Source organism: gamma proteobacterium symbiont of Lampromicra miyakona (assembly GCF_059730895.1).
Genome location: NZ_AP035932.1, coordinates 4,061,969 through 4,083,260 on the forward strand (window position 1 = coordinate 4,061,969; position 21,292 = coordinate 4,083,260).

The 21,292-nt window shown below is 52.6% G+C and carries 23 protein-coding genes and 1 pseudogene; 11 read left to right on the top strand and 13 right to left on the bottom strand.

The window, feature by feature from the left end; genetic code table 11:
- Positions 1 to 78: 78 nt before the first annotated feature.
- From AC6I8P_RS19085 to AC6I8P_RS19135, 11 genes are all read right to left on the bottom strand, one after another.
- On the bottom strand, positions 79 to 1,137 hold the full coding sequence (locus AC6I8P_RS19085; protein WP_498030881.1) for a fimbrial protein: 1,059 nt from the start codon (positions 1,135 to 1,137) through the stop codon (positions 79 to 81).
- A 153-nt stretch (positions 1,138 to 1,290) separates the two neighbouring features.
- A complete protein-coding gene (locus tag AC6I8P_RS19090) occupies positions 1,291 to 2,319 on the bottom strand; it encodes a fimbrial protein (RefSeq protein WP_481658031.1) in 1,029 nt (342 codons plus the stop codon).
- Between the two features lie 36 nt (positions 2,320 to 2,355).
- Positions 2,356 to 2,865: a hypothetical protein gene (locus AC6I8P_RS19095; RefSeq protein WP_127833493.1), complete on the bottom strand. Its 510-nt coding sequence runs from the start codon at positions 2,863 to 2,865 to the stop codon at positions 2,356 to 2,358.
- Positions 2,832 to 3,683 (bottom strand): winged helix-turn-helix domain-containing protein, encoded by an 852-nt coding sequence (locus tag AC6I8P_RS19100; RefSeq protein ID WP_058775466.1) that lies wholly within the window; start codon positions 3,681 to 3,683, stop codon positions 2,832 to 2,834. Before AC6I8P_RS19100 ends, AC6I8P_RS19095 begins: the two co-directional genes overlap by 34 nt.
- A gap of 9 nt (positions 3,684 to 3,692) precedes the next feature.
- The gene (locus tag AC6I8P_RS19105) at positions 3,693 to 4,208 is read right to left on the bottom strand and encodes a fimbrial protein (RefSeq protein WP_031279633.1); all 516 of its coding nucleotides are present in this window, start codon (positions 4,206 to 4,208) and stop codon (positions 3,693 to 3,695) included.
- A 9-nt stretch (positions 4,209 to 4,217) separates the two neighbouring features.
- On the bottom strand, positions 4,218 to 4,724 hold the full coding sequence (locus AC6I8P_RS19110) for a fimbrial protein (protein WP_081035969.1): 507 nt from the start codon (positions 4,722 to 4,724) through the stop codon (positions 4,218 to 4,220).
- Entirely contained in the window at positions 4,717 to 5,247 is a 531-nt protein-coding gene (locus tag AC6I8P_RS19115) for a fimbrial protein (RefSeq protein WP_132466155.1), read from the bottom strand. Before AC6I8P_RS19115 ends, AC6I8P_RS19110 begins: the two co-directional genes overlap by 8 nt.
- Before the next feature lie 3 nt (positions 5,248 to 5,250).
- On the bottom strand, positions 5,251 to 6,000 hold the full coding sequence (locus AC6I8P_RS19120) for a fimbria/pilus periplasmic chaperone (RefSeq protein ID WP_498030882.1): 750 nt from the start codon (positions 5,998 to 6,000) through the stop codon (positions 5,251 to 5,253).
- Positions 6,001 to 6,014: 14 nt separating this feature from the next.
- Positions 6,015 to 8,561 (bottom strand): outer membrane usher protein, encoded by a 2,547-nt coding sequence (locus tag AC6I8P_RS19125; protein ID WP_498030883.1) that lies wholly within the window; start codon positions 8,559 to 8,561, stop codon positions 6,015 to 6,017.
- Positions 8,562 to 8,590: 29 nt separating this feature from the next.
- A complete protein-coding gene (locus AC6I8P_RS19130; protein WP_021507094.1) occupies positions 8,591 to 9,127 on the bottom strand; it encodes a fimbrial protein in 537 nt (178 codons plus the stop codon).
- Positions 9,128 to 9,190: 63 nt separating this feature from the next.
- Entirely contained in the window at positions 9,191 to 9,715 is a 525-nt protein-coding gene (locus AC6I8P_RS19135; protein ID WP_021507095.1) for a fimbrial protein, read from the bottom strand.
- A gap of 566 nt (positions 9,716 to 10,281) precedes the next feature.
- Here AC6I8P_RS19135 and AC6I8P_RS19140 point away from each other — a divergent pair.
- The 4 genes from AC6I8P_RS19140 to AC6I8P_RS19155 all read left to right on the top strand — a co-directional run bounded on the left by AC6I8P_RS19140 (position 10,282) and on the right by AC6I8P_RS19155 (position 13,826).
- Positions 10,282 to 11,145, top strand: a complete 864-nt coding sequence (locus AC6I8P_RS19140) for a YicC/YloC family endoribonuclease (protein ID WP_021507096.1) — start codon at positions 10,282 to 10,284, stop codon at positions 11,143 to 11,145.
- Between the two features lie 168 nt (positions 11,146 to 11,313).
- Positions 11,314 to 12,534, top strand: coding sequence for a tyrosine-type recombinase/integrase (locus tag AC6I8P_RS19145; RefSeq protein ID WP_498030884.1), 1,221 nt, complete (start codon positions 11,314 to 11,316; stop codon positions 12,532 to 12,534).
- Positions 12,534 to 13,247: a hypothetical protein gene (locus tag AC6I8P_RS19150; RefSeq protein WP_498030885.1), complete on the top strand. Its 714-nt coding sequence runs from the start codon at positions 12,534 to 12,536 to the stop codon at positions 13,245 to 13,247. The genes AC6I8P_RS19145 and AC6I8P_RS19150 overlap by 1 nt, the downstream gene beginning before the upstream one ends.
- A gap of 372 nt (positions 13,248 to 13,619) precedes the next feature.
- Positions 13,620 to 13,826 (top strand): helix-turn-helix transcriptional regulator, encoded by a 207-nt coding sequence (locus tag AC6I8P_RS19155; RefSeq protein ID WP_498030886.1) that lies wholly within the window; start codon positions 13,620 to 13,622, stop codon positions 13,824 to 13,826.
- 30 nt (positions 13,827 to 13,856) lie between these two features.
- Here the strand turns inward: AC6I8P_RS19155 and AC6I8P_RS19160 are convergent, their stop codons facing one another.
- Positions 13,857 to 14,045: a hypothetical protein gene (locus tag AC6I8P_RS19160; RefSeq protein ID WP_060681334.1), complete on the bottom strand. Its 189-nt coding sequence runs from the start codon at positions 14,043 to 14,045 to the stop codon at positions 13,857 to 13,859.
- A 135-nt stretch (positions 14,046 to 14,180) separates the two neighbouring features.
- Between AC6I8P_RS19160 and AC6I8P_RS19165 the strand changes: the two genes are divergently transcribed.
- From AC6I8P_RS19165 to AC6I8P_RS19195, 7 genes and pseudogenes are all read left to right on the top strand, one after another.
- On the top strand, positions 14,181 to 14,360 hold the full coding sequence (locus tag AC6I8P_RS19165; RefSeq protein ID WP_498030887.1) for a host cell division inhibitor Icd-like protein: 180 nt from the start codon (positions 14,181 to 14,183) through the stop codon (positions 14,358 to 14,360).
- The gene (locus tag AC6I8P_RS19170) at positions 14,353 to 14,709 is read left to right on the top strand and encodes a hypothetical protein (RefSeq protein ID WP_498030888.1); all 357 of its coding nucleotides are present in this window, start codon (positions 14,353 to 14,355) and stop codon (positions 14,707 to 14,709) included. Before AC6I8P_RS19165 ends, AC6I8P_RS19170 begins: the two co-directional genes overlap by 8 nt.
- Positions 14,710 to 14,737: 28 nt before the next feature.
- Positions 14,738 to 15,018, top strand: a pseudogene (locus tag AC6I8P_RS19175) (hypothetical protein).
- Positions 15,015 to 15,392, top strand: coding sequence for a DUF5375 family protein (locus AC6I8P_RS19180; RefSeq protein ID WP_485520860.1), 378 nt, complete (start codon positions 15,015 to 15,017; stop codon positions 15,390 to 15,392). Before AC6I8P_RS19175 ends, AC6I8P_RS19180 begins: the two are co-directional and overlap by 4 nt.
- 9 nt (positions 15,393 to 15,401) lie before the next feature.
- Complete coding sequence (locus tag AC6I8P_RS19185; protein ID WP_498030889.1) at positions 15,402 to 18,074, top strand: DUF927 domain-containing protein; 2,673 nt, start codon at positions 15,402 to 15,404, stop codon at positions 18,072 to 18,074.
- A 366-nt stretch (positions 18,075 to 18,440) separates the two neighbouring features.
- The gene (locus AC6I8P_RS19190; RefSeq protein ID WP_147789969.1) at positions 18,441 to 18,716 is read left to right on the top strand and encodes an ogr/Delta-like zinc finger family protein; all 276 of its coding nucleotides are present in this window, start codon (positions 18,441 to 18,443) and stop codon (positions 18,714 to 18,716) included.
- A 17-nt stretch (positions 18,717 to 18,733) separates the two neighbouring features.
- Positions 18,734 to 19,546 carry a phage polarity suppression protein gene (locus tag AC6I8P_RS19195; protein ID WP_498030890.1) on the top strand — a complete coding sequence of 271 codons (813 nt, stop codon included), beginning with the start codon at positions 18,734 to 18,736 and terminating at the stop codon, positions 19,544 to 19,546.
- Between the two features lie 287 nt (positions 19,547 to 19,833).
- On the opposite strand, the gene AC6I8P_RS19200 is transcribed toward AC6I8P_RS19195, so the two are convergent.
- Complete coding sequence (locus AC6I8P_RS19200; RefSeq protein WP_498030891.1) at positions 19,834 to 21,270, bottom strand: DUF8370 family protein; 1,437 nt, start codon at positions 21,268 to 21,270, stop codon at positions 19,834 to 19,836.
- Between the last annotated feature and the right edge of the window lie 22 nt (positions 21,271 to 21,292).

Below are 21,292 nucleotides of genomic sequence, written 5' to 3' on the forward strand. Positions count from 1 at the left end.
CCTCTGATAAGTGTTTAACTTTAACCATCATAAAAAGATTAATTAACATTAATATCAATAACGCGGTTTAAAGCATCATCACGGCAGGCTGATCAGCAATGTTGCTGAAGCATTGAATTCACCACCGCTCAGCGGTTGTCCTTTCTTTTTCACCGGGAACACGGTGATAACTTCTGAAGCCATGCCGTTGATTAACCGAACAGCAGAAGTGCCCATCGGTTTGAGCAATTGTCCTTTATGTTTAACCGCAATGCCCAGATCAGGATAGTTGGTGGCGATCAGCTCGTCGGAGAACGCGGTGGTGCCGGCAACTAAGCGTAAATTGACTTCCTGATTTAATGCAGAACTGCATTTGACTTCTAACGGCACATCTTTGTAGTTGGCGGGATTGGACACTGATTCAGAAACGGAGCTCACGGCGATGCGGTCAAATTCAACGTTAATATCCGTGCCGTTATTGATGTCGCAGACAATGGGTACCGGGATGATAATGCCGTGAGGTCCGATAACGATTTTTAGCAAGGGTTTTTCGGGTCTCGGAGGATAAGGCCGCGTTACATATCCAATAGTATAAATGGTGGCAATCTCTACATTGGGTGGAACAAAAATTGCCCCACCAACAATATCTTTAGTTATAATGAACTCAGTCATGAGATATGAAGCAGTTGAAAAACCATCATAAACTCTACCTAGACCTGGTAGTATCGGACCACGGCCAGAACCTTTATATACACCATCTTCAAAGGTCACTGGATAAGGATGCCAGCTTGGCCCATACACATGCATTTTCACGTCAACTTCATCGGTGAGCCTGTAATACCCGCCATTTTTAACTGATGGGATGAAATAGGAACCAAGGTCAGCTTCGATACGCACACTATTCCATTCATATTTTCCAGGGTTGTTACATATGCCAGAAAAATATCCTAATGATTCATCAAAGAATATCCTGCCACTCGCTCCTTCTTTAGGAGGCGTGTAGCTAGCCAAACGGCCTGATGTCAACACCATAACCGCTAAGGGGTCAGTCCAGCAGGCATAATCAAGACCAGCATGAGCCTGACCAGGAAAAGTGCTCATAAAAAAAGCTTTAGCAATGAATAATATATATTTCCTTCGCAACAAAATAATCATCATAGTCTATTCACGCACAAATAATTTAAAATAATCAAATTAGACCGTTGTTATTTTGCAAAGAATCGCAAAAGATGCCTGCCTCCTGAGAAATCAGAATCGAGCCCGACTCACAATGTGCAATACAACAACCATCATGCTATATTTAAACAGAGCTCAGTCTGGCGTCACAATCAAAATCGCAGAAGCAGTAAATTCACCTGATTCTAACCTGGACATTTTATTTTTTACAGGAAATATACTAAAGGCAGCATGACCTAACCCATCATATATATCCATTGGAAAAGAGTCGTACGGCTTTATTATTACCCCATTATGAAGCATGGCAAGACCTAAACTTTGATTACTTGTTGCCACCAGATTACTCGAAAATGGAGAGAACTCTGAAACCAGCTTTATTCCAACCTTTTTTGTGATACTCTCACTACACGACACGTCAATAGGAATGTCTTTGATGAAGGACGGATTTGATTCAGAATCAGAAACAGCTGCAATACTTAAATTACCAAACTCTACCTGAATTAGATTATCCTGATTAATTTTACAGACAACAGGAACTGGGATTATAACTCCTCCGCCCATAATAACACCTTGAAGAAGTGGATCTTCAGGTTTAGGTGGGTATGGAGATATAGTTAAAACTCTATACATATCGTAGAGCTTTACACCAGCCGGTATAATTATAGCCCCACCAATGATATCCCGCCTAAGTACTAAATCTATAAAACCCTCACCTGCGGCTGAAAAATTATTAACGTATATTCTTTCACCCACACCATTTGGCTTGACAGCTCCGCTTACTGAATTCGGAGGAATCATAGGAAACTTATAACTTTTATAAATTGTCCCAAGAGATATTCTGATATCAACATCTTCACTTAATTTATAGTACCCTTGATTTAATTCAGAAAGAGAAAATAATGGATTCATATCCCCATAATAATGCATGCCATTCGGTGTTCCCGCAAAACTTTTATTACAATAACCAGGAAATGTTGTTGGCTCTGTCTTAAAGAAAATTCTTTTCTCTGTACCTTTTCTATTAGAAGGGAAAGAGCCAATTGAAGTTGCTGAAATTGCCGTGATATTTACGGGTTCTCCCCAGCATGCGTTTTCATTCCTTGCATAAGCGACTACCGAATTAATCATCGTGAAAGAAATGAAGATAATAATTAACTTTCCCATTTGTAGCGCCCTTAATTTTAAAGCTTAAAAATAATGTTATTTCTTACAAATCACAGACGGATTCGCATTATTACCAATCACATAACGCACATTCTGCAGACGATAAATCCAGCCGTAATTGACATGGCCGGGCGCCAGGCCGGCGGAGATATAGCGTTCAATATTCTGTGGTGAGGCACGATTAGCGAGGTTGTAGGAGATAGCAGTGGTTTCGCTGCGCAGCGCGGCGCCGGAGAAGCTGTGGCGCAGCTCAAAAGAGACGTCTACCGGTTCGCGGCGCTGCAGTTGCTGTTGTGGCGAGTAATAACTGATCATGCCGCTGTAATTGCCAGTGGCCTGAAACAGGCTGTTTTGCACTTTCCACTGCCCGTGCGACACCACCAGCTGTCCCGCCTCTCTGGAAATCAGAATCGAATCCGCTTCACAATGGGGAATGCGACGTGACAGCTGATAAATCAGGATGGCCGCCAGTACCAGCGCCAGCATCAGTAATCCCCCCTGCAACACCCAGGTTACTCGGCGACGAAATATATGGCTGACCGACATAACGCATCCTTCTGCTCGATAGGGTTTTGACAGATAAACCAGCTGTAACGGTCAGCCAGCTTGGTGCGGTTGATATAAATGTGGCGTTCCTCTTCGGCCAGCTGGATAAAGCGCGCCATGCTGTCACTCACCAGCTGCAGATTTTGATCGATCTCTTCACGCTCGGTGGCGCTGAAGTCGTCCTGGATATACCACTGTCGGCCCTGCACGTGGCGATAGGGTGCATAGGTCACAGTCACCACGTCGCGAATCTCCAGCACCTTAATGCCGAGTAAGGCCAGCACCAGTAACAGCACTGCGCTGATCAACATGCCGATTAACACCAGTCCGGAACGGCTGCGTGGCGCCGCAGCGGGCGTTTCCTCTCCCGAGGCGGCGGTGATCGGCGGCGCTATCACCGGCAGCGGCACAGTATGCACATGAGTGGTCACCAGCGGCTGAATACGTGCTTCCGACGCAATGCGCGCTTCTTCTACGGCTTCAGCCAGCGGTAAACAGGCTTCCACCCGCACCGACTCATGCAGCCGGTAGCCCTGACGATGAACGGTGACAAAGGTTTCTCCTTCAACCCGCAGTTGCAGAAACTGCTTACGCAGCATCGATAGCATCTGGCGCAGCGAGTTTTCCGTCACGTGCACCCCCTGGCTACGCCAGCCTTCATCCAGCAGCGTTTCGTGGCTAATGACCTCACCCGGCTTTTGCAGAAACAGCGCCAGGCAGCGTGCGCTGCTCTGGTTGAGCAGCAGCTCGTTATCATGCCGATCGCGCAACAGGCGCCGATCCGGGTCAAACGTGATATGTTGATTTATCAACCACATAACAGGCACTCAGGGATAGTTCAGATAAAAAGTAGCAATCGCCGATACGTTGCCAGGCTCAATGGTGCGCTCGGCAATCGCGCTCGCCGAAGCCTGCAGCCAGGCACTGAACTGCAGCTGGTTGTCGCCCTGCTGCAGCGGAAAATGCATCACGCCGCGGTTAATGGGCACCAGCTTTCCGTCCGCATCACTCAGGCCAATGGCCACGCCTTTGGCACCGGCATCACCGGCCAGCGCCAGCAGATCGGGCTGCTCGGCATCGGCAATACCGTTGAACACCAGCTCGACGTCTTTACCCAGTTCGGTATCACAACTGCTCAGACGCATCACCAGCGGACGCGCCGGCGTGCGCGGATTCTGATACAGCGATTTCGCAACGATATCGCCAAAGTTGAGTTCCAGCTGCTGCTGATCCGGCTCCAGCGAACAGGGTTCCGCCACCAGCGTGCCGTGCAGCTGCATCTCTATCGCCTGTGCCTGTGACACCAGCAGCCATCCCAGTACCAGCATTACTCCCGCTCTCATCGCCTCTCCTTACTGATATTCCAGCAGCAGCGCCGCGCTGGCGGTGAACTCCCCACCCTCCAGCGTCACGCCCGGCTGCTGTACCGGCACCGCGCCGAGATCGAGTGTGCCGGGGAAAACAATCGGCAACGTGCTGTTGACCGCCAGCGGCTTGCTGGCCAGATAAAAGCGAATACCCAGCGCACTCACACTGCTGAGCAGCGCACTGCTGTCGAATCCGGAAGCGGTACCGGTCAGACGCACCTGCAATGCCGCACCCGGATCCTCGGTGCACTTGACCGGTATCGCCTTACGCTGCAGATAGTTGACGCCATCGATCTTTTTCACGCTCAGCGCATCGCCAAACTCAATCATCAGGCTCTGGTTGTCATTCAGCGTGCAGGGCGGATTCTCAATCAGCGTACCGTGCAGGCGCAGCTCCACCGCATGCAGCGGCCAGCAGATGCACAGCAGCAGGCTACCGATCAGCAGCCTGCTGTAATACTTCATCAACGGAACAAGTCGATGCTTAGTCATAGTTCACCTGTAACTGACCGCTGGCTGACCAGGCACCCGGCTGCAGCGGCAGCGCGGTGCGTTCCTCTACCGTCAGCCAGCTCAGCACATTGCTACCGGCGCTGAGCGGCACGCGCAGATTGCGGAAGGTGGGCGGCAGCGGCTGATGGTTCTCATCAAACAATTGCAGGCCCACGCCGTCAGAGCCCTGTACGCGAATCAGCTGCGGGTCGGCCAGACTTTGCGGGGCAAAAAAGTCGATGCTGATGGACGGCACATGTTGCAGCCATAGCGGATCGGCGACATTGCGGATACTGTACGGACAGTCCTGCAAATGCAGCGTTAACGCCTGCTTCATCACCTGCTCGCCGACCTGTTGCAGCGCGGCGGTCGGCGTGGTATCGAGGCCAGCCGCCTGATCATTGTTACCGACGTCAAGCCAGCATGGACTCTCCTGCAGCGCGCCATACACATGCACCACGCCGTTGGTTGCCGCCTGCAGAGTCAGGCTCAACAGCGTCAGCACCAGCAACAGCACACGCATCGCTTACTGCTCCACCTTGTTACTGACGACGCTGCAGCTGTCGCCGGCACACTTCAGCGCCAGCGTTGGACGGCCGCCGTAGTCGTTGATGTAGGTTAATAGCGGCGCGCTGCCCAGTTCTGCTGCGTTCACGCCCAGATCGATACTGGTTTTTGGCGCGACCATGACCGGTTCAAAGCTCTTCTTCAGCGACTGGCCTTTCGCTGGCTGTGCATCCACCAGCGTAATGAAGTAAGGCGTGGGATTATTCAGCTGGTAGCGTGCACCCTTGCGCGTCAGCGTCAGTTTTTCCTGCCATGGCGTCACCACTGACGGATTGCTCACCACGATCGCTTCCGGGCGATAGAACAGCTTGATACGCGTCTGCAACGCGATTTGCAGCACGTTGCTCTTCTCGCTGCGCGGCGGGATTTCACGCATGCTGAAATAGAACACCGATTCACGATCCTGTGGCAGAGACTTGATGGCGGGCAGCGCCTGCACTTTCACCACGCTGCGTTCGCCCGGTTCGACGCGCTGCACCGGCGGCAGCAGTACCAGCGGTGACGTAATTTTTTTACCGCTGCTGTCTTCAATCCAGCCCTGCGCCAGATAAGGCAGCTGCTTGTTTTCATTGCTGATATTCAGTGAGACGTTTTTTTCGTTACCGTTAAAAATGACCCGGGTGCGATCAAGCGCAATCGCCGCGTGAGCCTGCAGCGATAGCGTCAGCGTGGAGAGCAGCAAGGCGCCGCTCAGCGTTTTTACCAGCATGATTAACTCTTTCCTTACGTTGAAGAAGCAGGCGCGGCGCGGCGCGTGCAAAGTAATAACAAGTTCTGTCCTTCGTCGAGCAACTGCTGCGGCAGAGGATCGGGTAATGCCAGCTGACACTGGGTTTCGCCGTTCCAGCGCACATCCATGCTGGCACCGGCCTCAATGCCACTCAGCCATACCAGGCCGTCATCATCCAGAATGCCCACTTCGCGTCCGTTACTCTGGACGCTGGCCCCAAAGGGCGGCCAGCTGCCATCTTCCAGCCGGATGGCGGCCATGGCTTTGATACCTTTAATCACACCAAAACGCCGGTAACCGATGGCGCCTTCGGTCAGGGTGATCTGGGTTACCGGGCGCGACGCTTCCACGTTGTCAGCCAGTCCGGTGACATCGATACTGGCGGTGTTGCGGTAATAGCTGTTCACATCCGAAATCACCGCTTTGCCAAAGAAATTGGTATACGTGTTACTGCCACCACCGTTGACCGGTACGCCGGAGACGCCATCGGTATCAACCATCAGACGCGTGCTGCCGGGCATGCCCAGCCGGTGCAGCGCCGCGCCCTGCGGCGTGAGCGTTAAACCGCCCTGCAGTGACAGGCTGGCGCTGCGGTACTGTCCCTGCTGCGCGCTGGCGCTGGCCGTCATGCTGGTCAGACTGCCCTGATGACTGTAAAACCCGCTGAACGACTGACGGCGATCGTTATTGAGGCCGGCGCTCAGGCTGTAACTGTTGTTACTGTCCAGCCGGTCATAAAAACTGGCCGAGTGGGTGGTTTGCTTACCGCTGGTTTGCTGGCTGTAGCTCAGGCTACTATCACCGCCAATCGGCATACTGAAGTTGAGGTAAACGCTGTCATCGTTTTTGCCGTTATATTGCGTCCGGTTGAGCGACAGACTTAAACTCAGATTCTTAAACCGGCCGACATCAAAGTAGCGCGAGGTGGAAAAGCTCCAGCGATCCAGCGGGTCACGATCCCAATAGGTCTGATGGCTGTAGCTGAGGTAACTACTCAGGTTCAGGCTGCGAAAGTGCTTGTTGAGCGTAATGGTGTAGAGCTCTTTGCTGTTAGAAACCTGCTGGTTGCGATAACGCGCGTCGAGATACTGCGGCAGACTCATAAAGTTGCGCTGCGAAAAACGGTAGCCGGCAAACGTCACCTGACCATCAAGTTCCTCGAAGCGTTTGGAATAGCTCAGGCGATAAGAGCCGCCGCTTTTGTTGCCCTGCTGCGGTAAGCCAGCCTGTGACTGGGTGGCATCAAACGAAATGGCGCCCAGCAACAGCAGATCGCGCCCCAGACCCATCGATAACGCTTTGTAATTGCCTGCGGCCAGCCCGCCGCCGTACATCGACCAGCCGTTACTGATCCCCCAGGAGAATTCGCCGGTGGCAAACGTAGGGCCCTGCGTTTTGTGCTCTTCGCTGCCTGGTTTGCCGCTGGCGAATTTGTAACGCACGCGGCCCGGACGGGTCAGATACGGGATGGTGGCGGTATCGACGCTAAAGGTCTGCACGCTGCCGTCCTGCTCCTCGACGCGCACGTCAAGCTGGCCGGAGACGGCATCATTGAGATCCTGAATACGAAATGGACCGGCAGCCACCTGCGATTCATAAATCACCCGTCCCTGCTGGCTAATGGTGACTTTGGCGTTGGTTTTGGCGATACCGGTTACTTCCGGCGCATAGCCACGCAGGTTGGGCGGCAGCATGTTGTCATCGCTGGTGATCGCCGCACCAAGATAGCGAAAGCTGTCAAACATGCCGGAATCGAGATAGTTCTCGCCCAGCGTGGCTTTCGCCTGGAGAGAAGGCAGCGGCCGATAGGCGTAAAAGCGTGTCCAGGTGAATTCCTGGCGATGGCTGCCCGTGCCACGATTTTGCTGCATCTGCCAGTCCGCACGCAGGCGCCAGGCACCGGCGTTAACGCCACCGGTGCCGTTGCCGCTCACACTCTGGCTTTTAGCGCCGTATTGCGCACGCGTAGTGGAGGCAAACAGGTTGTAATCCATTAACAGGCCCGGGACGCCGTTATCCCAGCGCGACGGCGGTTCCCAGTTGGCGGCGCTGTACTCCAGCCATGCCTGTGGAATGGTGATGTTGAGGCGAGATTCACCCAGATTGCCGCGCACCTGCATGCCGGAGATGGAATCCACCGCCAGACACTGGCCGTCCTGCAGCCACGACGCGTTTTTCAGCACTTCCGGTTTCAGCGCCAGTTTATCCACCATTTCGGGTGTCAGGCAGGGCAGACTTTCATTTGGCGCGTTTTCGGGCGCGTAGTAGCGCACCAGCATTTCCGGAATCTGTGTCTGGTTGACGCGCAGCTCCATCATGTATTCGCCCGGCATGATGTAGCCAGCCTGAGCAAACTGCGACAGATCGATGTTTTGCCGATCGTTGAGATCAAGAATATCGGTGTTGAATGAGACCGCACCGGCAGCGAAGAGCGGAGCACTGTAGCCGAGGGCTAACATTAACGCCACGCTGAGCGGCGTCAGCCTGATACGCTGCCTGCGCACGCATGAGACTGGCGCAGTTAATGAAGCCTTTTTCATGGCAAGCGGTGTCCGTAAACCGTGAAAGATCAGTTGTAATTAATGTGAAAACGAATCGCGGCGGCGTAACTCCCGCTGTGCAGTTGCTGCTGGTTGCTGACCAGCGTGAGCCGATAACGCAGGTCGTGCTGCTGCGTCAGATGCTGATCGATCGGCTGCGCCTCACCGGGAGCAATGGTGTTGCCCTGCGTATCCGTAATCATCAGCTCTACCCCTTTGGCATCGCCATACACAGCAAAACGCTGCTGACCCGGCGGGCCATCGTGGTCAAAGGTGATAGAAAAGGTGCGTGCCACGCCTCCCGACGCGCTGTACTCCACCGGACAATTGACCAGCTGGATAGAGAAGGGAAAACCCGGCCCTTTACCGTCACGCTGCAGGCGCGCCAGCGGCAGCACCCCCATCGCGATGGTTTGTTCAGCATCATCGACCTTAATGGCGCAGGCACCCTGATGAATGGCGCCGCGTAACGCAACGCGGCCGCGGTCGATCAACTGTTCGGCGCGGCAGTCATTGATGAAAAGCACCGATGCCGAAACTATCGCCGCAGGCATAAAACGACTCATCGCCGCAGTTCCTTAAGCGAAAAGATAGAGTGGCGGGCAAGGAAGCCCGCCAGTCTCTGACCATTACTGATAGTTCAGTGCGAAGTCAGCCACGCTCTGGAATTCGCCCGGGACGATAGTCTCAGAAGCGCCGCCACCCTGCAGGAAGGCTGCGAAGGAGAGCTGGTTGTTGCCGTCCATCAGTTTTTGCGCTGGTGTTGCGGTACCCAGTTCAATTTCGGTATCGCCGAAGTTGATGCCGATCGCCGCGCCTGATGCAGTACCGGTGATAGCCAGTTTGCCCGGGATAACCTGAGAGCCAGTACCGGCAAAGGTCACGGTCACTTCTTTTTTGGTTGCGGTGTCGCAGTTTTCCAGTTTGATCTGGAATGGACGCGGTGTAGAACGGCCACCGTCTTTCAGCGCCAGGTTGGAAATCTGACCCAGCTCAACCGTCTGATCGACTGAACCCGGTTCGATGGAGCATGGCGCATCAACAATCGCACCTTTAAACGTCACAGTACCGTTACCTTCACCTGCTGCCATCGCAGAACCCGCCACCAGAGACATAGACAGACCTAAAGCCACAACGATTTTGTTCATGTTCATTTGCTGATTTCCATTTAGGTGAATAAAACAAGGAGCGCGTTCTGCGTCGGTCTTATTCAATTTGCTGTGTATAGAAAAATTTAATTACTTATATTTTTCCTGATGGCCGCCCACATCATTTTTGTGGTTGTCGTCCTCAAGTGGTGCCAACGATAGAGATCAATTTTGCCCTGCGCAACGGTATTTTCGTTATATATGATCAAAAACAACACTCACAAATCCATTATGTTTTAACGGTTATTAAAGCCATTAAAATCAATGGATTGACACAATTCACAGCTTTGCATCAGTGTTTTAATGATTTTAATCAAGGGAAAAAGCCTGCCCGTTCACAAGCTGGCGATAATTACCGCAGGTCAATTCACGCAGTAGCTATTTTTTCGCCAGATTAAAACGTTATTTATCTCTGCATTCACAACCTTGATATTTTTATCGCCTGAAAACATCGGTAAATAACAATAAACGCGGTTGTCAAAGGCCTGGCACCCTGCTGTGCGTTTACGCCTATCATGCCGGGAGCACCCTCGCTATAATTCGAAGAACATTTCCTGAATGAGTAGAAGCTTATGATCCGCAGTATGACCGCATACGCCCGCCGTGAAGCCAAAGGCAGCTGGGGCAGCGCCGCCTGGGAACTGCGTTCCGTCAACCAGCGTTACCTCGAAACCTATATCCGCCTGCCGGAGCAGTTTCGCAGCCTGGAGCCGGTGATTCGCGAACGCATCCGCAACCGACTGACGCGCGGCAAAATCGAGTGCAACCTGCGCTTCGACGCCGATGCGAGCGCCCAGGGTGAGCTGCAGCTGAATGAGTCGCTGGCTAAACAGCTGGTGCAGGCGGCGAACTGGGTGAAGATGCAGAGTGATGAAGGCGCAATTAACCCGCTGGATATTCTGCGCTGGCCGGGCGTGATGACCGCGCAGGAGCAGGATCTGGATGCCATCAACGCGGAACTGCTGGCAGCGCTGGATGGCGCGCTGGACGATTTCATCATTGCGCGTGAAAGTGAAGGCAACGCGCTGAAAGCGCTGATCGAACAGCGGCTGCAGGGCGTGACCGAGCAGGTCAGCAAAGTACGTGCGCAGATGCCAGAAGTGCTGAAATGGCAGCGCGAGCGTCTGGTGAGCAAGCTGGAAGAAGCTGAGGTACAGCTGGAGAACAATCGCCTTGAGCAGGAACTGGTGATGATGGCCCAGCGTATTGATGTAGCCGAAGAGCTGGATCGCCTCGATGCGCACGTGAAAGAGACTTACAACATTCTGAAGAAGAAAGAAGCCGTCGGCCGCCGCCTCGATTTTATGATGCAGGAGTTCAACCGCGAGTCGAACACGCTGGCGTCGAAATCGATCAATGCGGACATCACCGCCTCAGCGATTGAGCTCAAGGTGTTGATCGAACAGATGCGCGAGCAGATTCAGAACATAGAGTAAGTTCTCATTTACTTTCACATGATGTAATAACAACAATAAAACCCGTGACTTACGGGTTTTATTGTCTCATTAAGAATCATCACTTCTCGCAAAACCTCGCACTTTTACTGTACCATCTGATGTACCAATTATCCTTTTACCGTTATCGGTTTGGTACAAGCAGGCAGAATGGGAAAGCTAACAGACATACAGATAAAAGCTTGGATCAAGTCTCAGGAACGGTTTGAAGGACGCTCTGACGGAAACGGATTGTACCTTTGCTACCGCAAAGAGTTCTCAATACCCAAATGGCGCTTTCGCTACAGCTACGGAGGCAAAGCCCGTGCGATGTGGATCGGTTCGTACGGGGATCTATCCTTAGCAAAAGCGCGCGAACGGGCCAGAGAGCTATCGGCAAGAGTAGCTTTAGGCTATGACGTCGCCGGAGAGAAGCAGGAGCGTAAAGCCTCCACGCTTGCCAAAATCGAGAAAGAGAAGAACGCTCGTCGTGTTTCTGACCTTGCGATTGAGTACTACGAGAAACAAATTGTTGGGCGCTGGAAACACCCCGATATTCTTCGCAGGCGTATTGAAAAAGATATCAAGCCTCACATAGGCAACATAAAGGTTGAAGACGTTAAGCCTGGTGATATTGATAAAATGTTGCAGAGTATTGTTCAACGCGGCGCGCCAACTATCGCTAATGATGTATTACGTTGGATAAAGCGCATATTCAACTATGGTATAAAACGTCACTATTTGAGTGTTAACCCAGCGGCAGCCTTTGATAACAATGATGCAGGTGGCCAAGAAAAATCCAGAGACCGTTTTCTTTCAAAAGAAGAAATTACGTTACTTTTCCGCGCGATGAAAATAGCTAAAGGATTTAGCCGACAGAATGAAATAACTTTTAAATTACTCTTACTTCTTTGCTGCAGGAAAATGGAACTGTGCTCGGCCAAATGGGAAGACTTTAATCTTGAAGAGGGTGTGTGGTATTTGAGAAACACTAAAAATGGCGACAACCTGGATATCCCTCTTCCTGAATTATCTTTGGTTTGGCTGAATGAGCTAAAGCAACTCTCTTTAGGCAGTGAATGGGTTCTACCTGCAAGAAAGATGCAGAATAGGATGATACCTCACATTGCAGAAAGCACTCTTCCCGTAGCGCTGGCAAAGCTTAAACCGCATATGAAGGAAGTTAAAGGCTTTACTATCCACGACTTCAGGCGAACCGCCAGAACACATCTGGCCTTTTTAGGTATCGACCCAGTGGTGGCAGAGCGTTGTCTTAACCATCGCATTAAAGGCGTTGAAGGTATCTACAATAGACATAATTACTTTAATGAAAGAAAATTAGCGCTTAATAAACTAGCTGATTTTCTGGCTGAAATAGAGGCGAATTTATAATGCATTTTAGTTTCTCAAAAGGTAGCTCCATTGAAAGGCTAGTCCACTACCCTCAAGTTGAAATAAAGGAATTGGCTAGAGCATTAGCCAATGTTGATCCTAACCTTAGAAACGATGAGTTACCGAAAGATAAAAACAATATTATCAGTGATTATTGTGTATATCTAATTAGAGTTAACAGGAATTTACACGCTATCCTTAAATCACAAGGAAAGCAAAAAGAACTGGATATACTTTATCCTAAAACAATCGCGACCAATAGCCCCATAGAGGCAAACATCCTTTTCTCATCTTGTTTCATTCTCCTTGAAAAAGATGTAACTCCTGATGTTTTGATTGAAAGATGCACTCAAGCCTTGAGTCAAACATATAAAAAGTATGGTGAATCACTCATTTTTCAGTGTGGAGGCGAAAAGGCAGTTTTAATCGCTAAAGAAAATGCTCATGACAAGCGTGGTGCCCACAAGAAAAACGAGGAGAATGCATCTCTTCATAAAATTATAGGTTTGCTCGCGATCAATCTCGCTATGGAAAAATCAGCCAGTGGATCGACAAAGTGGATTAACAATGCTGGCTCCCCAAGCATCGAACCTTTGCACAGATTGTTGAGCGATTATGCGAAATCTAATGGCATAAGCCAAAAAGGGATGGGTAAATCTTCTTTTTACGACAAGCTGAGAGCATCTCTTAACTCACTTTATGATGAGGAGTGACGTTTTGTTGCTTACTTTTAAGATGCATTGATATCTCTTCCGGTATCGAAATGTGCCAAACAATGCCTAGGCATTACCTTCGATTGCCCTTTAGTTGCCAATATTGGCCAATAGTGTCGAACCTAAGTGTTTATAAAGGGCAATGAGGTGCAATGAAGTGCAAAACAAACCTTTTTAAAATAAGTCACTTATAAATCATAAGTTTAAACTCCCTCACCTTCCCTCTCCAACAGTAATGAATCGATGGAATTCACTTTTTTAAGTGGAATTTTTATGTTCTTGATGGAATTCCACTTTCAGTGGAATTCATCAATATGTCTCCATTAATCTCATCCCACACCACTTGTACTCACTGAGATAGGAAATCCTAATTTGAAGCACACACCTTACGGAATAATCCCTGAAACCGGATTTATCAGGCAAAAACAGTTGATGCATTGCCTGCCGTTTTCGTCTGCAACGCTATGGCGACGGGTTGCATCTGGATCATTTCCGAAGCCAGTAAAAATTTCCGCACGTATTACTGCCTGGCGCGTTGAGGAGGTAAAAGAATGGATAGGGCAGCAGCGTGCACATTGATAAATATGCGGAGACGAGTCACCGCAAAAATCATCCTTTAGGTTCGATGCCACGACGCTTAAGTTCTTCTCTTGCAACCTCCTTGAACCAGTTACCGAGTGTGGTTTGGTCTTTGGCTGCTTCAAGATCGAGTTGCTCTCTTAGCTCTGGATTGATGCGGATCTGGAAGGTGGGTGATTTGCCACCGGTTTTAGGAGTGCGATCTTTAACTCTTGACATTGTACGTACCTTTAACTTTAATAAGAACGGTAAGGTACGTACCTTATACAACAAAGCATTTGAAAACAAGCGGCTCTGCAAGGTACTCGCAATACCTCACAAAGCCTGACCATAAATGAACTTGGGAGTCCCCCTATGGCTGCATCAAAGTCTACCTGGATCTTCGCGGCAATCAACCGTTCTCAGTTGTCCTGCCGCCCCGTCATGCTGCGTATTACTGCCATTGACGAGCGCAGCGCACGCAGCCGAATGGCGGCTGATTACATCCTGCTCTTTGCGGGCCGCCTGCCCTGCCGCGGAGGCCTTCATGCGTGAATATGTTCAAAGCGGCGAACGCTGGCAGCATTCGCAGGGCTGGACGGTGACGGTACTGCGATTTACCGATGCGCCTGCGTCAGTCGCATCCGCTAACCCTGAGTTCAGTCACGAGGTGCTGTATCGCTACGACAGTGACGGTCAGGTGACCTCATCCCCGCTGGCGTGGTTTCAGGAAAACTATACCCGGCTTGCCGGTGCGCCGCATCGTCTAACCGCCCCGGCCGGAGGCAGCGGCGGGTTCAGCCCGTTTAATCTGCATCCCACGGTGAAGTATGAGCGCTGGCGAGAGCGGGCTGCACAGCAGCCTGCGGAGCCTGACGACGGCCACTACTCAAAATTCCTCTGACACACAGCCAGCTTTAATGGAGTAAATCATGACAGTTTCAATCGGGCACAACGGTGCTCAGGGCATCCCCTTGCCTGAAAGCGGTGCATTTGCCGCCTTTACCTACGGCCTGCCGGAAGACGCTTTTGAGAAGCTGACCCGTGCAAAGGAAGCCTGCGACCTGCTCCAGCTACTGTTTTCCGAGCATTCCTGTCCGGGTTCATTAACCACGCATAGCTTGCCCGGCGTAGCCGCACTGATGGATTACCTGCGCGCCGACCTGACCGACGTACGCGCTGCTGTGCACTGATTGAGGAGGCCCGCGAATGAAGAAGCCACAGGTATCCGTGTTCCCGCTCGAGCTGACAACGGCACTGTACCGTCGCGCCATCGCTTCCGCATGGCGGGCCAGGCATCTGGCCGACACCGGCAGCGAAATGCGCGGCCCGCACCGCATGACGGTGGAGCGTATCGAGATGGCCATCGCCCTGCATATTGAGAGCGCGATGGTTAACGAGTATGGCGAAGCGCACGGCGCTGCGGCGGCGCTGGCACTGCTTACCGACATGGTGGAGCCGACGCTCCTGACCGCACCGCCCGCTCTGACGGCGCGCGGGTATGAGGTAATGGAAGGGCTTTACGCCACGCTTCCGGCGGCGTTTGAATCGTTCTGCGACACCGGCGCGTCGCTGTACCGGCATTAAGGAGGCGTTATGACAGTACAGTCAGTATCACACATCACAGCCGCCGCACGCGGCCGCTGGCCGGTCATTCTTCAGATGCTGGGCGTGGACGTGCCGGACGGCGGCAGGCACGGCCCCTGCCCTAAGTGTGAAGGCAAAGACCGTTTTCGCATGGATGACCTTGAGGGCCGGGGTACGTGGATTTGCAGCCACTGCGGCCACGGTGACGGCCTTGACCTGGTGAAGCTGGTGACGGGCAAAGGGGTAAAGCAGGCTGCGCAGGCGGTGGCAGAGGTGCTGGACGTGCGTGACGTGCAAGCCCTGCCGGTTAAGCCTGCCAGAGAAAAAGCCCCGAAGCGCGACATGGCCGCCATCGTCGGTGCGCTGGAGAAGGCCAGCCACAGCGGTGAAAGTGCCTACCTCGCAGACAAAGGCTTTGCCGGTTATCCGGCCTGCCTGACCGGCAGCGCGCAGCGCATAGGCGGCACGGCCTTCCCTGCGGGTTCCCTGCTGCTGCCGCTGACCACATCAGACGGCGCGGTGACCGGTGCGCAGCTGATTGCCCCCGCAGGGGAGAAAAGCCTGCTGCCCGGCAGCACCATGAAGGCTGCGTTTGTGGCGCTCAGCCCGCTGCCGCCTGAGCCGCCGGTGCAGGTGGTCATCACCGAGGGCTACGCCACGGCGCTCACGGTAAGCCAGCTGACCGCCGGTTGCGTGGTGGCCGCGATTTCGGCAGGCAACCTGCCGAACGTGGCGCAGGCGATGCGGGCGCGCTGGCCGGAGGTGAAAATCATCATCGCCGGTGACAACGATTTTCAGGATGCGGGTGAGAACCCCGGCAGAGCGTTCGCAGAGAAGGCAGCAAAAGCCGTCAGTGGCTGGGTGAGCCTGCCGCCGGGCGAAATCAAAGCCGACTGGAACGACTTTCACCGGGAGCACGGCGTGACCCGCGCCCGCGAAGCCTTTCGTAACGGTCTGGTGCTGTGCGGTGAGGGCCGCACGCAGCTGCCGCACGGGTTCCGGCTGACGCAGGAATACCTCTGGTACGAAAAGCAGGTGCAGCGCAACGGCGAAACCGAAATCCAGAACGTCAAAATCTGCAATCCGCTGCGCGTCACGGCCATCACCTGCGACGCCGATGGCGGCAACTTTGGCCGCCTGCTGGAGTGGGAGGATACATGGGGCGAGCGCCGCCGCTGGGCCATGCCGATGGAGATGCTGAGCGGCAGCGGCGAGGAGCTGCGACGGGTGCTGCTGGTCAACGGCCTGTCGTACATCAGCACCACCGGCGAGGCCCGCGCGCGCCTGATGGAATATATCTCGCTGTGCAAGCCGGAGCGCCGCGTGACCTGCGTGAGCCGCACCGGCTGGCACGGTCAGGTTTACGTCCTCCAGGACGAGGTGAGCGGCGACGGGGCCGATAGCGTGATACTCCAGACCACCTCCGTACAGGGGCGCGATTTCCGCGTGTCCGGCACCACGCAGGAGTGGCGCGAGCACGTTTCCCGCTTCTGCACCGGCAACTCCCGCGTGGCGTTTGCGGTCAGCCTCGCCTTTGCCGCTCCGTTGCTGCGGCTGGTCGGCATGGACGGCGGCGGCTATCACCTCAAGGGGGAATCCACGGACGGCAAGACCACCACCATGAAGGCGGCCACCTCCGTGTGCGGCGGGCCGGACTACTGGCAGACGTGGCGCGCCACCGGCAACGCGCTGGAGGGCTGCGCCAGCCGCCGCAACGACGCGGCCATGATGCTCGACGAAATCCGCGAGGTGGACGGGCGCGAGGCGGGCAACATCGCCTACATGCTGGCAAACGGTCAGGGCAAGGGCCGTGCCGGTACGGACGGCGAGCTGCGCACCCGCAAGCAGTGGCGGCTGCTGTTCTTCTCCACCGGCGAGCTGTCGCTGACTGAGCACGCCGCGAAGGCAGGCGAGCGCACCTTTGCCGGAATGGAGGTCAGGATGATCCAGATACCCAGCGACTCCGGGAAGTTCGGCGTGTTTGAGGAGCTGCACGGCTTCGGTAGCGGCAAGGCTCTGGCCGAACATCTGGAATGGGCGACGGCCAGCTACTACGGCGCGCCGTTCCGCGAGTGGCTGAAGGCGCTGACCGCCGACCTGAACGGGCTGACGGCGCAGGCTAAAACGCTGCTGAGGGAGTACACCGCCGCTCTGACCCCGCCGGACGCAGGCAATCAGGTGGGCCGCGCGGTGAACCGCTTTGCCCTAGTGGCGATGGCAGGTGAGCTGGCGACCCGGCTGGGCATCACCGGCTGGCAGGAAGGTGAGGCGCTGCGGGCAACCCGCACCTGCCTGAGTGCCTGGCTCAAAGACCGCGGCCACACCGCCAACCAGGAAGACATTGCCGCGCTGGAGCAGGTGCGCAGCTTCTTCACGGCCAACCAGTACAGCCGCTTTGCCGACTGGCACGACGAGCGCAACCGCCCCGGCAACATGGTGGGCTGGCGCAGGGTGGAAAAAGGCAGCACCGCGCACGGCACCGAGGCGGTGACGACGTTCTACGTTATGCCGTCCGGCTGGAAGGAAATCTGCAGGGGGTTTGATCCGCGCAAGGTGGCGCGCCTGTGCGCCGACCGTGGCTACCTCATGGCCTCTGCCGACGGCAAGCTTCAGACCAGCATCCGCCCGCCAGAGATGAACGTGCGCAGGCTCTACGTCTTCAACAGCGAGGTGCCGGGCTGACGTTAAAGGCTTTGCGTGAGTCTTATTTTTAAAGTGTAACAGGTGTAACGGGTGTAACAGCCGCATTCAGTAAGGCCTGAGCCTGTTACACCTCTCTAACTGGTGAGGTGTAACAGGTGTAACGCATCCGTCAGCGCTGTTACACCGTGTTACCCGTCTTGTTACACCGGAAAAATAAAGAAATGTTCTTTTAATTCATGGCTGTAACACCTGTTACCCGTGTTACACCGCTTAGAGAAGGTAAGTCAGCCAGCCGCCCTTTTCTGGCAGGCGTTGTGTCAGGCACGGTACACGGCCCGCACATGGTTCATCTGTGCCAGCCCCGGCACAATTGACTTACTGAAAACGACCACACAGGAAAACGAAATGGCCCTGAAATGTCCCGAATGCGGTCAGGTAGCCCATACCCGCACCAGCGCCTACGAAGCACCGTCCGTAAAGCGCACCTGGTATCAGTGCCAGAACCTTGACTGCTCCTGCACCTTCACCGCACTGGAGAGCGTCGAGAAAATCATCATGAAGCCACACAGACCCGCAGTGGCAGAACAGGAACCGCAGAATGACGTGCCGGTTCGCCAGCCGCAGACGCTGGGCCGCTATGGTTCAGCCAGCGCCCGCAAAGACCGCCACGCACAGCCCTGACAGAGAGGAAAAACAGCATGACACAGCAGCAGATGACCGACGAACAGATTCAGGCCGCCGGTAACCGTATCGGTACGGCGCAGGCCAGAGCACAGCGTCCACTCAAGGAAGCCGGATGGCTCCTGCGGTTACCCGAGGCCGACGTTATCAGGCACACCACTGAGCTGGTAAAGGGGCTGTCCTCTGAATGGCGGCTGCGTATCGAAGACCTCAACACGAAGATGCTGGCCTGGCTGGAGGCACGACAGACCGAAAACGCCGCCACTGAAAATCTCAGTGAGCTGCGCCAGCGTAAGGCCGAAATGGAGCAGCTAAGCCGGGACAACCGGGCACGCTTCCGTGAACTGCTGGGACAGAATGGCGGCAACGTCACGCCGGAGATGAAGGCGCTGCGGGCGGAGTATCTGGAGCAGCAGGAAACGGCATCAGACCTTGCCGGGCTGATTGCCGAAAAAGAAAAGCAACTGCCGGTGCTGGCCGACGTGACCGGGCGCAAGGCTAACGCTTACGTGTTCTGTCATGAGGGCATCACGGATGAGCGCATTGATACGCTGATTGATGACTTCTTTATCATTCACGGCGCCGAGCTGGGCAGCCTGCTCAGAATGAAGTACAGTCAGTTTGAACGGAATGGCTCAACCCATGCACCGGGCGTTATCGAAGGCGCGAACGATGCCGACACGCTGTACCGCGTATATATCCAGAACCTGATTAAGCGATGGACGAGCGTAAATCAGCCGCTGATGTTCCGTGATGACGTGCTGAGCGTCAGCGGTGTGCATCCTTTCCGGGGAGCCAGAACCGACCGCCGCAAGCGCAAACTTTTCTGAGCCACAGACACAGAAACTCACCGAAGCCCGGCCCGTGCCGGGCTTTTTTACGTCCGTTGCGTGAGTGCATGTCTATGCTGCATGAAAACGCATGAGTCTCCGGCACCCCGGAACGGCAGATAAGGCCAGCAGCGGCGCGGCTCAGGCTTAATCATGCAGGTGCATGAAAACTGCTGCATAAAGCGGGCAGGCGTGGCGGGGCTACGAGCGCGCGCTAGAGAGATATGTCATTCAGTGCAGAATAACACAGCACTTTCTTTAAGCTCAGTTATCCTGCACTAATGCTATTAGATTCTTTTGCTGGCTGATGCCCTTTGATTAGCATCTATTAAAATTATCTTAGATGTTCTCTTATTGGTTTTTTTAAATTCTGTATTAATGAGCTGCAAATCTCGGTATTTATTTCGCATAAATCCGACATCCATTATGACAAAAAAACCTCTATCCGTGTCGTCTGCTTTTTTATATATTTCAAGCTGTTTTTCAAAACCATGTACTAACTGATTGTTAGTTGATAATTTAATTTCAACAACAACCTTAGCATCAAAACCTTGGGAGATTTTAAAGTCAACAGGTCCATTACCACCATCAGCCTCTGGACTTATGTCTAAATTATTTGCTTTACAATAAGAATAAGCGACTGCAAACAGTAACCTTTGTGCAGCTTTTTCCTTTCTGTTTTTTCCCTCCTCAGTCCACATTTCCTTCCATAACCCCTTGTTCTCTACTAAATCTAAGAACTGATTGATAATCTCCTCAACCAAATTTTCAACATCATCAATATTGAGTTTTCTTTTGAATTTAGATAAATCGAATGGATGTTCCTTACTAAAAGAGGAAGATAATCTAGCCCAAAAAAGCTCTCCATTTTTATCATTATCAAAATCATAAGGCTCTCTATCAATTTCTTTTATTAACTGAAGTAAATCTTCAAAATACTCTCGGTTCTCTAATGCCCTTTCTTTTGCTCTAGCTTTCTCTTTTCGGCTCATTGAAGCAAGAAGGCTACCTAAGTTTGCATTAATCCTGTCCCGCAAATCAACATTTTCTTTCATCGTGCTAATAGCACCACTCCAATCTGTAGATATAGGGAGATCACGAACTATATCTTTTGGCACTAGAATTAGAGGAGCATTAGTCAATGGATTGAGAATCGAAGTATAAACGCTGCCTTTAAATTTAAAACTTATCGTTTTTAAATTTAAGGTTTCATTTACCTTCAGCGTAAAATCAAGAAGATGGTTAAATATTATATTTGTAGTCATATCACTTATTCTATCAGCACCAATGCCTTCCTCGAATAAAGACATAACCATAAAAAGATCAGGATCATCTATTTTTAATTTTATGATTTTTGATGCTGTAATCATTGAGGTATTAACAAGTTCAGGCCCAAACCCTGAGCCTTTGCTGGAAGAACCGTAGCCTAGACAAGTCCAACCGATCTCAGAAAAAGAAAATAATTTTTTAGCAGCTTTCCAAGCAGGATCATTTATTTCATCTGATGCTTTTAGAAGATTAATTATCTTCTCGAAAGTTTCATTATATGTTTTGAATGCATCCCTGCTCATTTCGTCATGTTTGCTATCAGATAATAAAAGGGGATCTATAAACAGGAGTGTATCTGAGTCAAGTAAAACATCAACAACATCTAACTGATCAAGAAGATCTTCTTTGATACCAAAATAAGACGAGATTGTTGATATAGTCGTAAGCTTAGCCATGTTATTTCTCTTTTAATTTTCA

Coding starts and splice junctions, on each gene's coding strand:
- AC6I8P_RS19085 (WP_498030881.1), bottom strand. CDS start 1,137: ATGATGATTATTTTGTTGCGAAGGAAATATATATTATTCATTGCTAAA.
- AC6I8P_RS19090 (WP_481658031.1), bottom strand. CDS start 2,319: ATGGGAAAGTTAATTATTATCTTCATTTCTTTCACGATGATTAATTCG.
- AC6I8P_RS19095 (WP_127833493.1), bottom strand. CDS start 2,865: ATGTCGGTCAGCCATATATTTCGTCGCCGAGTAACCTGGGTGTTGCAG.
- AC6I8P_RS19100 (WP_058775466.1), bottom strand. CDS start 3,683: ATGTGGTTGATAAATCAACATATCACGTTTGACCCGGATCGGCGCCTG.
- AC6I8P_RS19105 (WP_031279633.1), bottom strand. CDS start 4,208: ATGAGAGCGGGAGTAATGCTGGTACTGGGATGGCTGCTGGTGTCACAG.
- AC6I8P_RS19110 (WP_081035969.1), bottom strand. CDS start 4,724: ATGACTAAGCATCGACTTGTTCCGTTGATGAAGTATTACAGCAGGCTG.
- AC6I8P_RS19115 (WP_132466155.1), bottom strand. CDS start 5,247: ATGCGTGTGCTGTTGCTGGTGCTGACGCTGTTGAGCCTGACTCTGCAG.
- AC6I8P_RS19120 (WP_498030882.1), bottom strand. CDS start 6,000: ATGCTGGTAAAAACGCTGAGCGGCGCCTTGCTGCTCTCCACGCTGACG.
- AC6I8P_RS19125 (WP_498030883.1), bottom strand. CDS start 8,561: ATGAAAAAGGCTTCATTAACTGCGCCAGTCTCATGCGTGCGCAGGCAG.
- AC6I8P_RS19130 (WP_021507094.1), bottom strand. CDS start 9,127: ATGAGTCGTTTTATGCCTGCGGCGATAGTTTCGGCATCGGTGCTTTTC.
- AC6I8P_RS19135 (WP_021507095.1), bottom strand. CDS start 9,715: ATGAACATGAACAAAATCGTTGTGGCTTTAGGTCTGTCTATGTCTCTG.
- AC6I8P_RS19140 (WP_021507096.1), top strand. CDS start 10,282: ATGATCCGCAGTATGACCGCATACGCCCGCCGTGAAGCCAAAGGCAGC.
- AC6I8P_RS19145 (WP_498030884.1), top strand. CDS start 11,314: ATGGGAAAGCTAACAGACATACAGATAAAAGCTTGGATCAAGTCTCAG.
- AC6I8P_RS19150 (WP_498030885.1), top strand. CDS start 12,534: ATGCATTTTAGTTTCTCAAAAGGTAGCTCCATTGAAAGGCTAGTCCAC.
- AC6I8P_RS19160 (WP_060681334.1), bottom strand. CDS start 14,045: ATGTCAAGAGTTAAAGATCGCACTCCTAAAACCGGTGGCAAATCACCC.
- AC6I8P_RS19165 (WP_498030887.1), top strand. CDS start 14,181: ATGGCTGCATCAAAGTCTACCTGGATCTTCGCGGCAATCAACCGTTCT.
- AC6I8P_RS19170 (WP_498030888.1), top strand. CDS start 14,353: ATGCGTGAATATGTTCAAAGCGGCGAACGCTGGCAGCATTCGCAGGGC.
- AC6I8P_RS19180 (WP_485520860.1), top strand. CDS start 15,015: ATGAAGAAGCCACAGGTATCCGTGTTCCCGCTCGAGCTGACAACGGCA.
- AC6I8P_RS19185 (WP_498030889.1), top strand. CDS start 15,402: ATGACAGTACAGTCAGTATCACACATCACAGCCGCCGCACGCGGCCGC.
- AC6I8P_RS19190 (WP_147789969.1), top strand. CDS start 18,441: ATGGCCCTGAAATGTCCCGAATGCGGTCAGGTAGCCCATACCCGCACC.
- AC6I8P_RS19195 (WP_498030890.1), top strand. CDS start 18,734: ATGACACAGCAGCAGATGACCGACGAACAGATTCAGGCCGCCGGTAAC.
- AC6I8P_RS19200 (WP_498030891.1), bottom strand. CDS start 21,270: ATGGCTAAGCTTACGACTATATCAACAATCTCGTCTTATTTTGGTATC.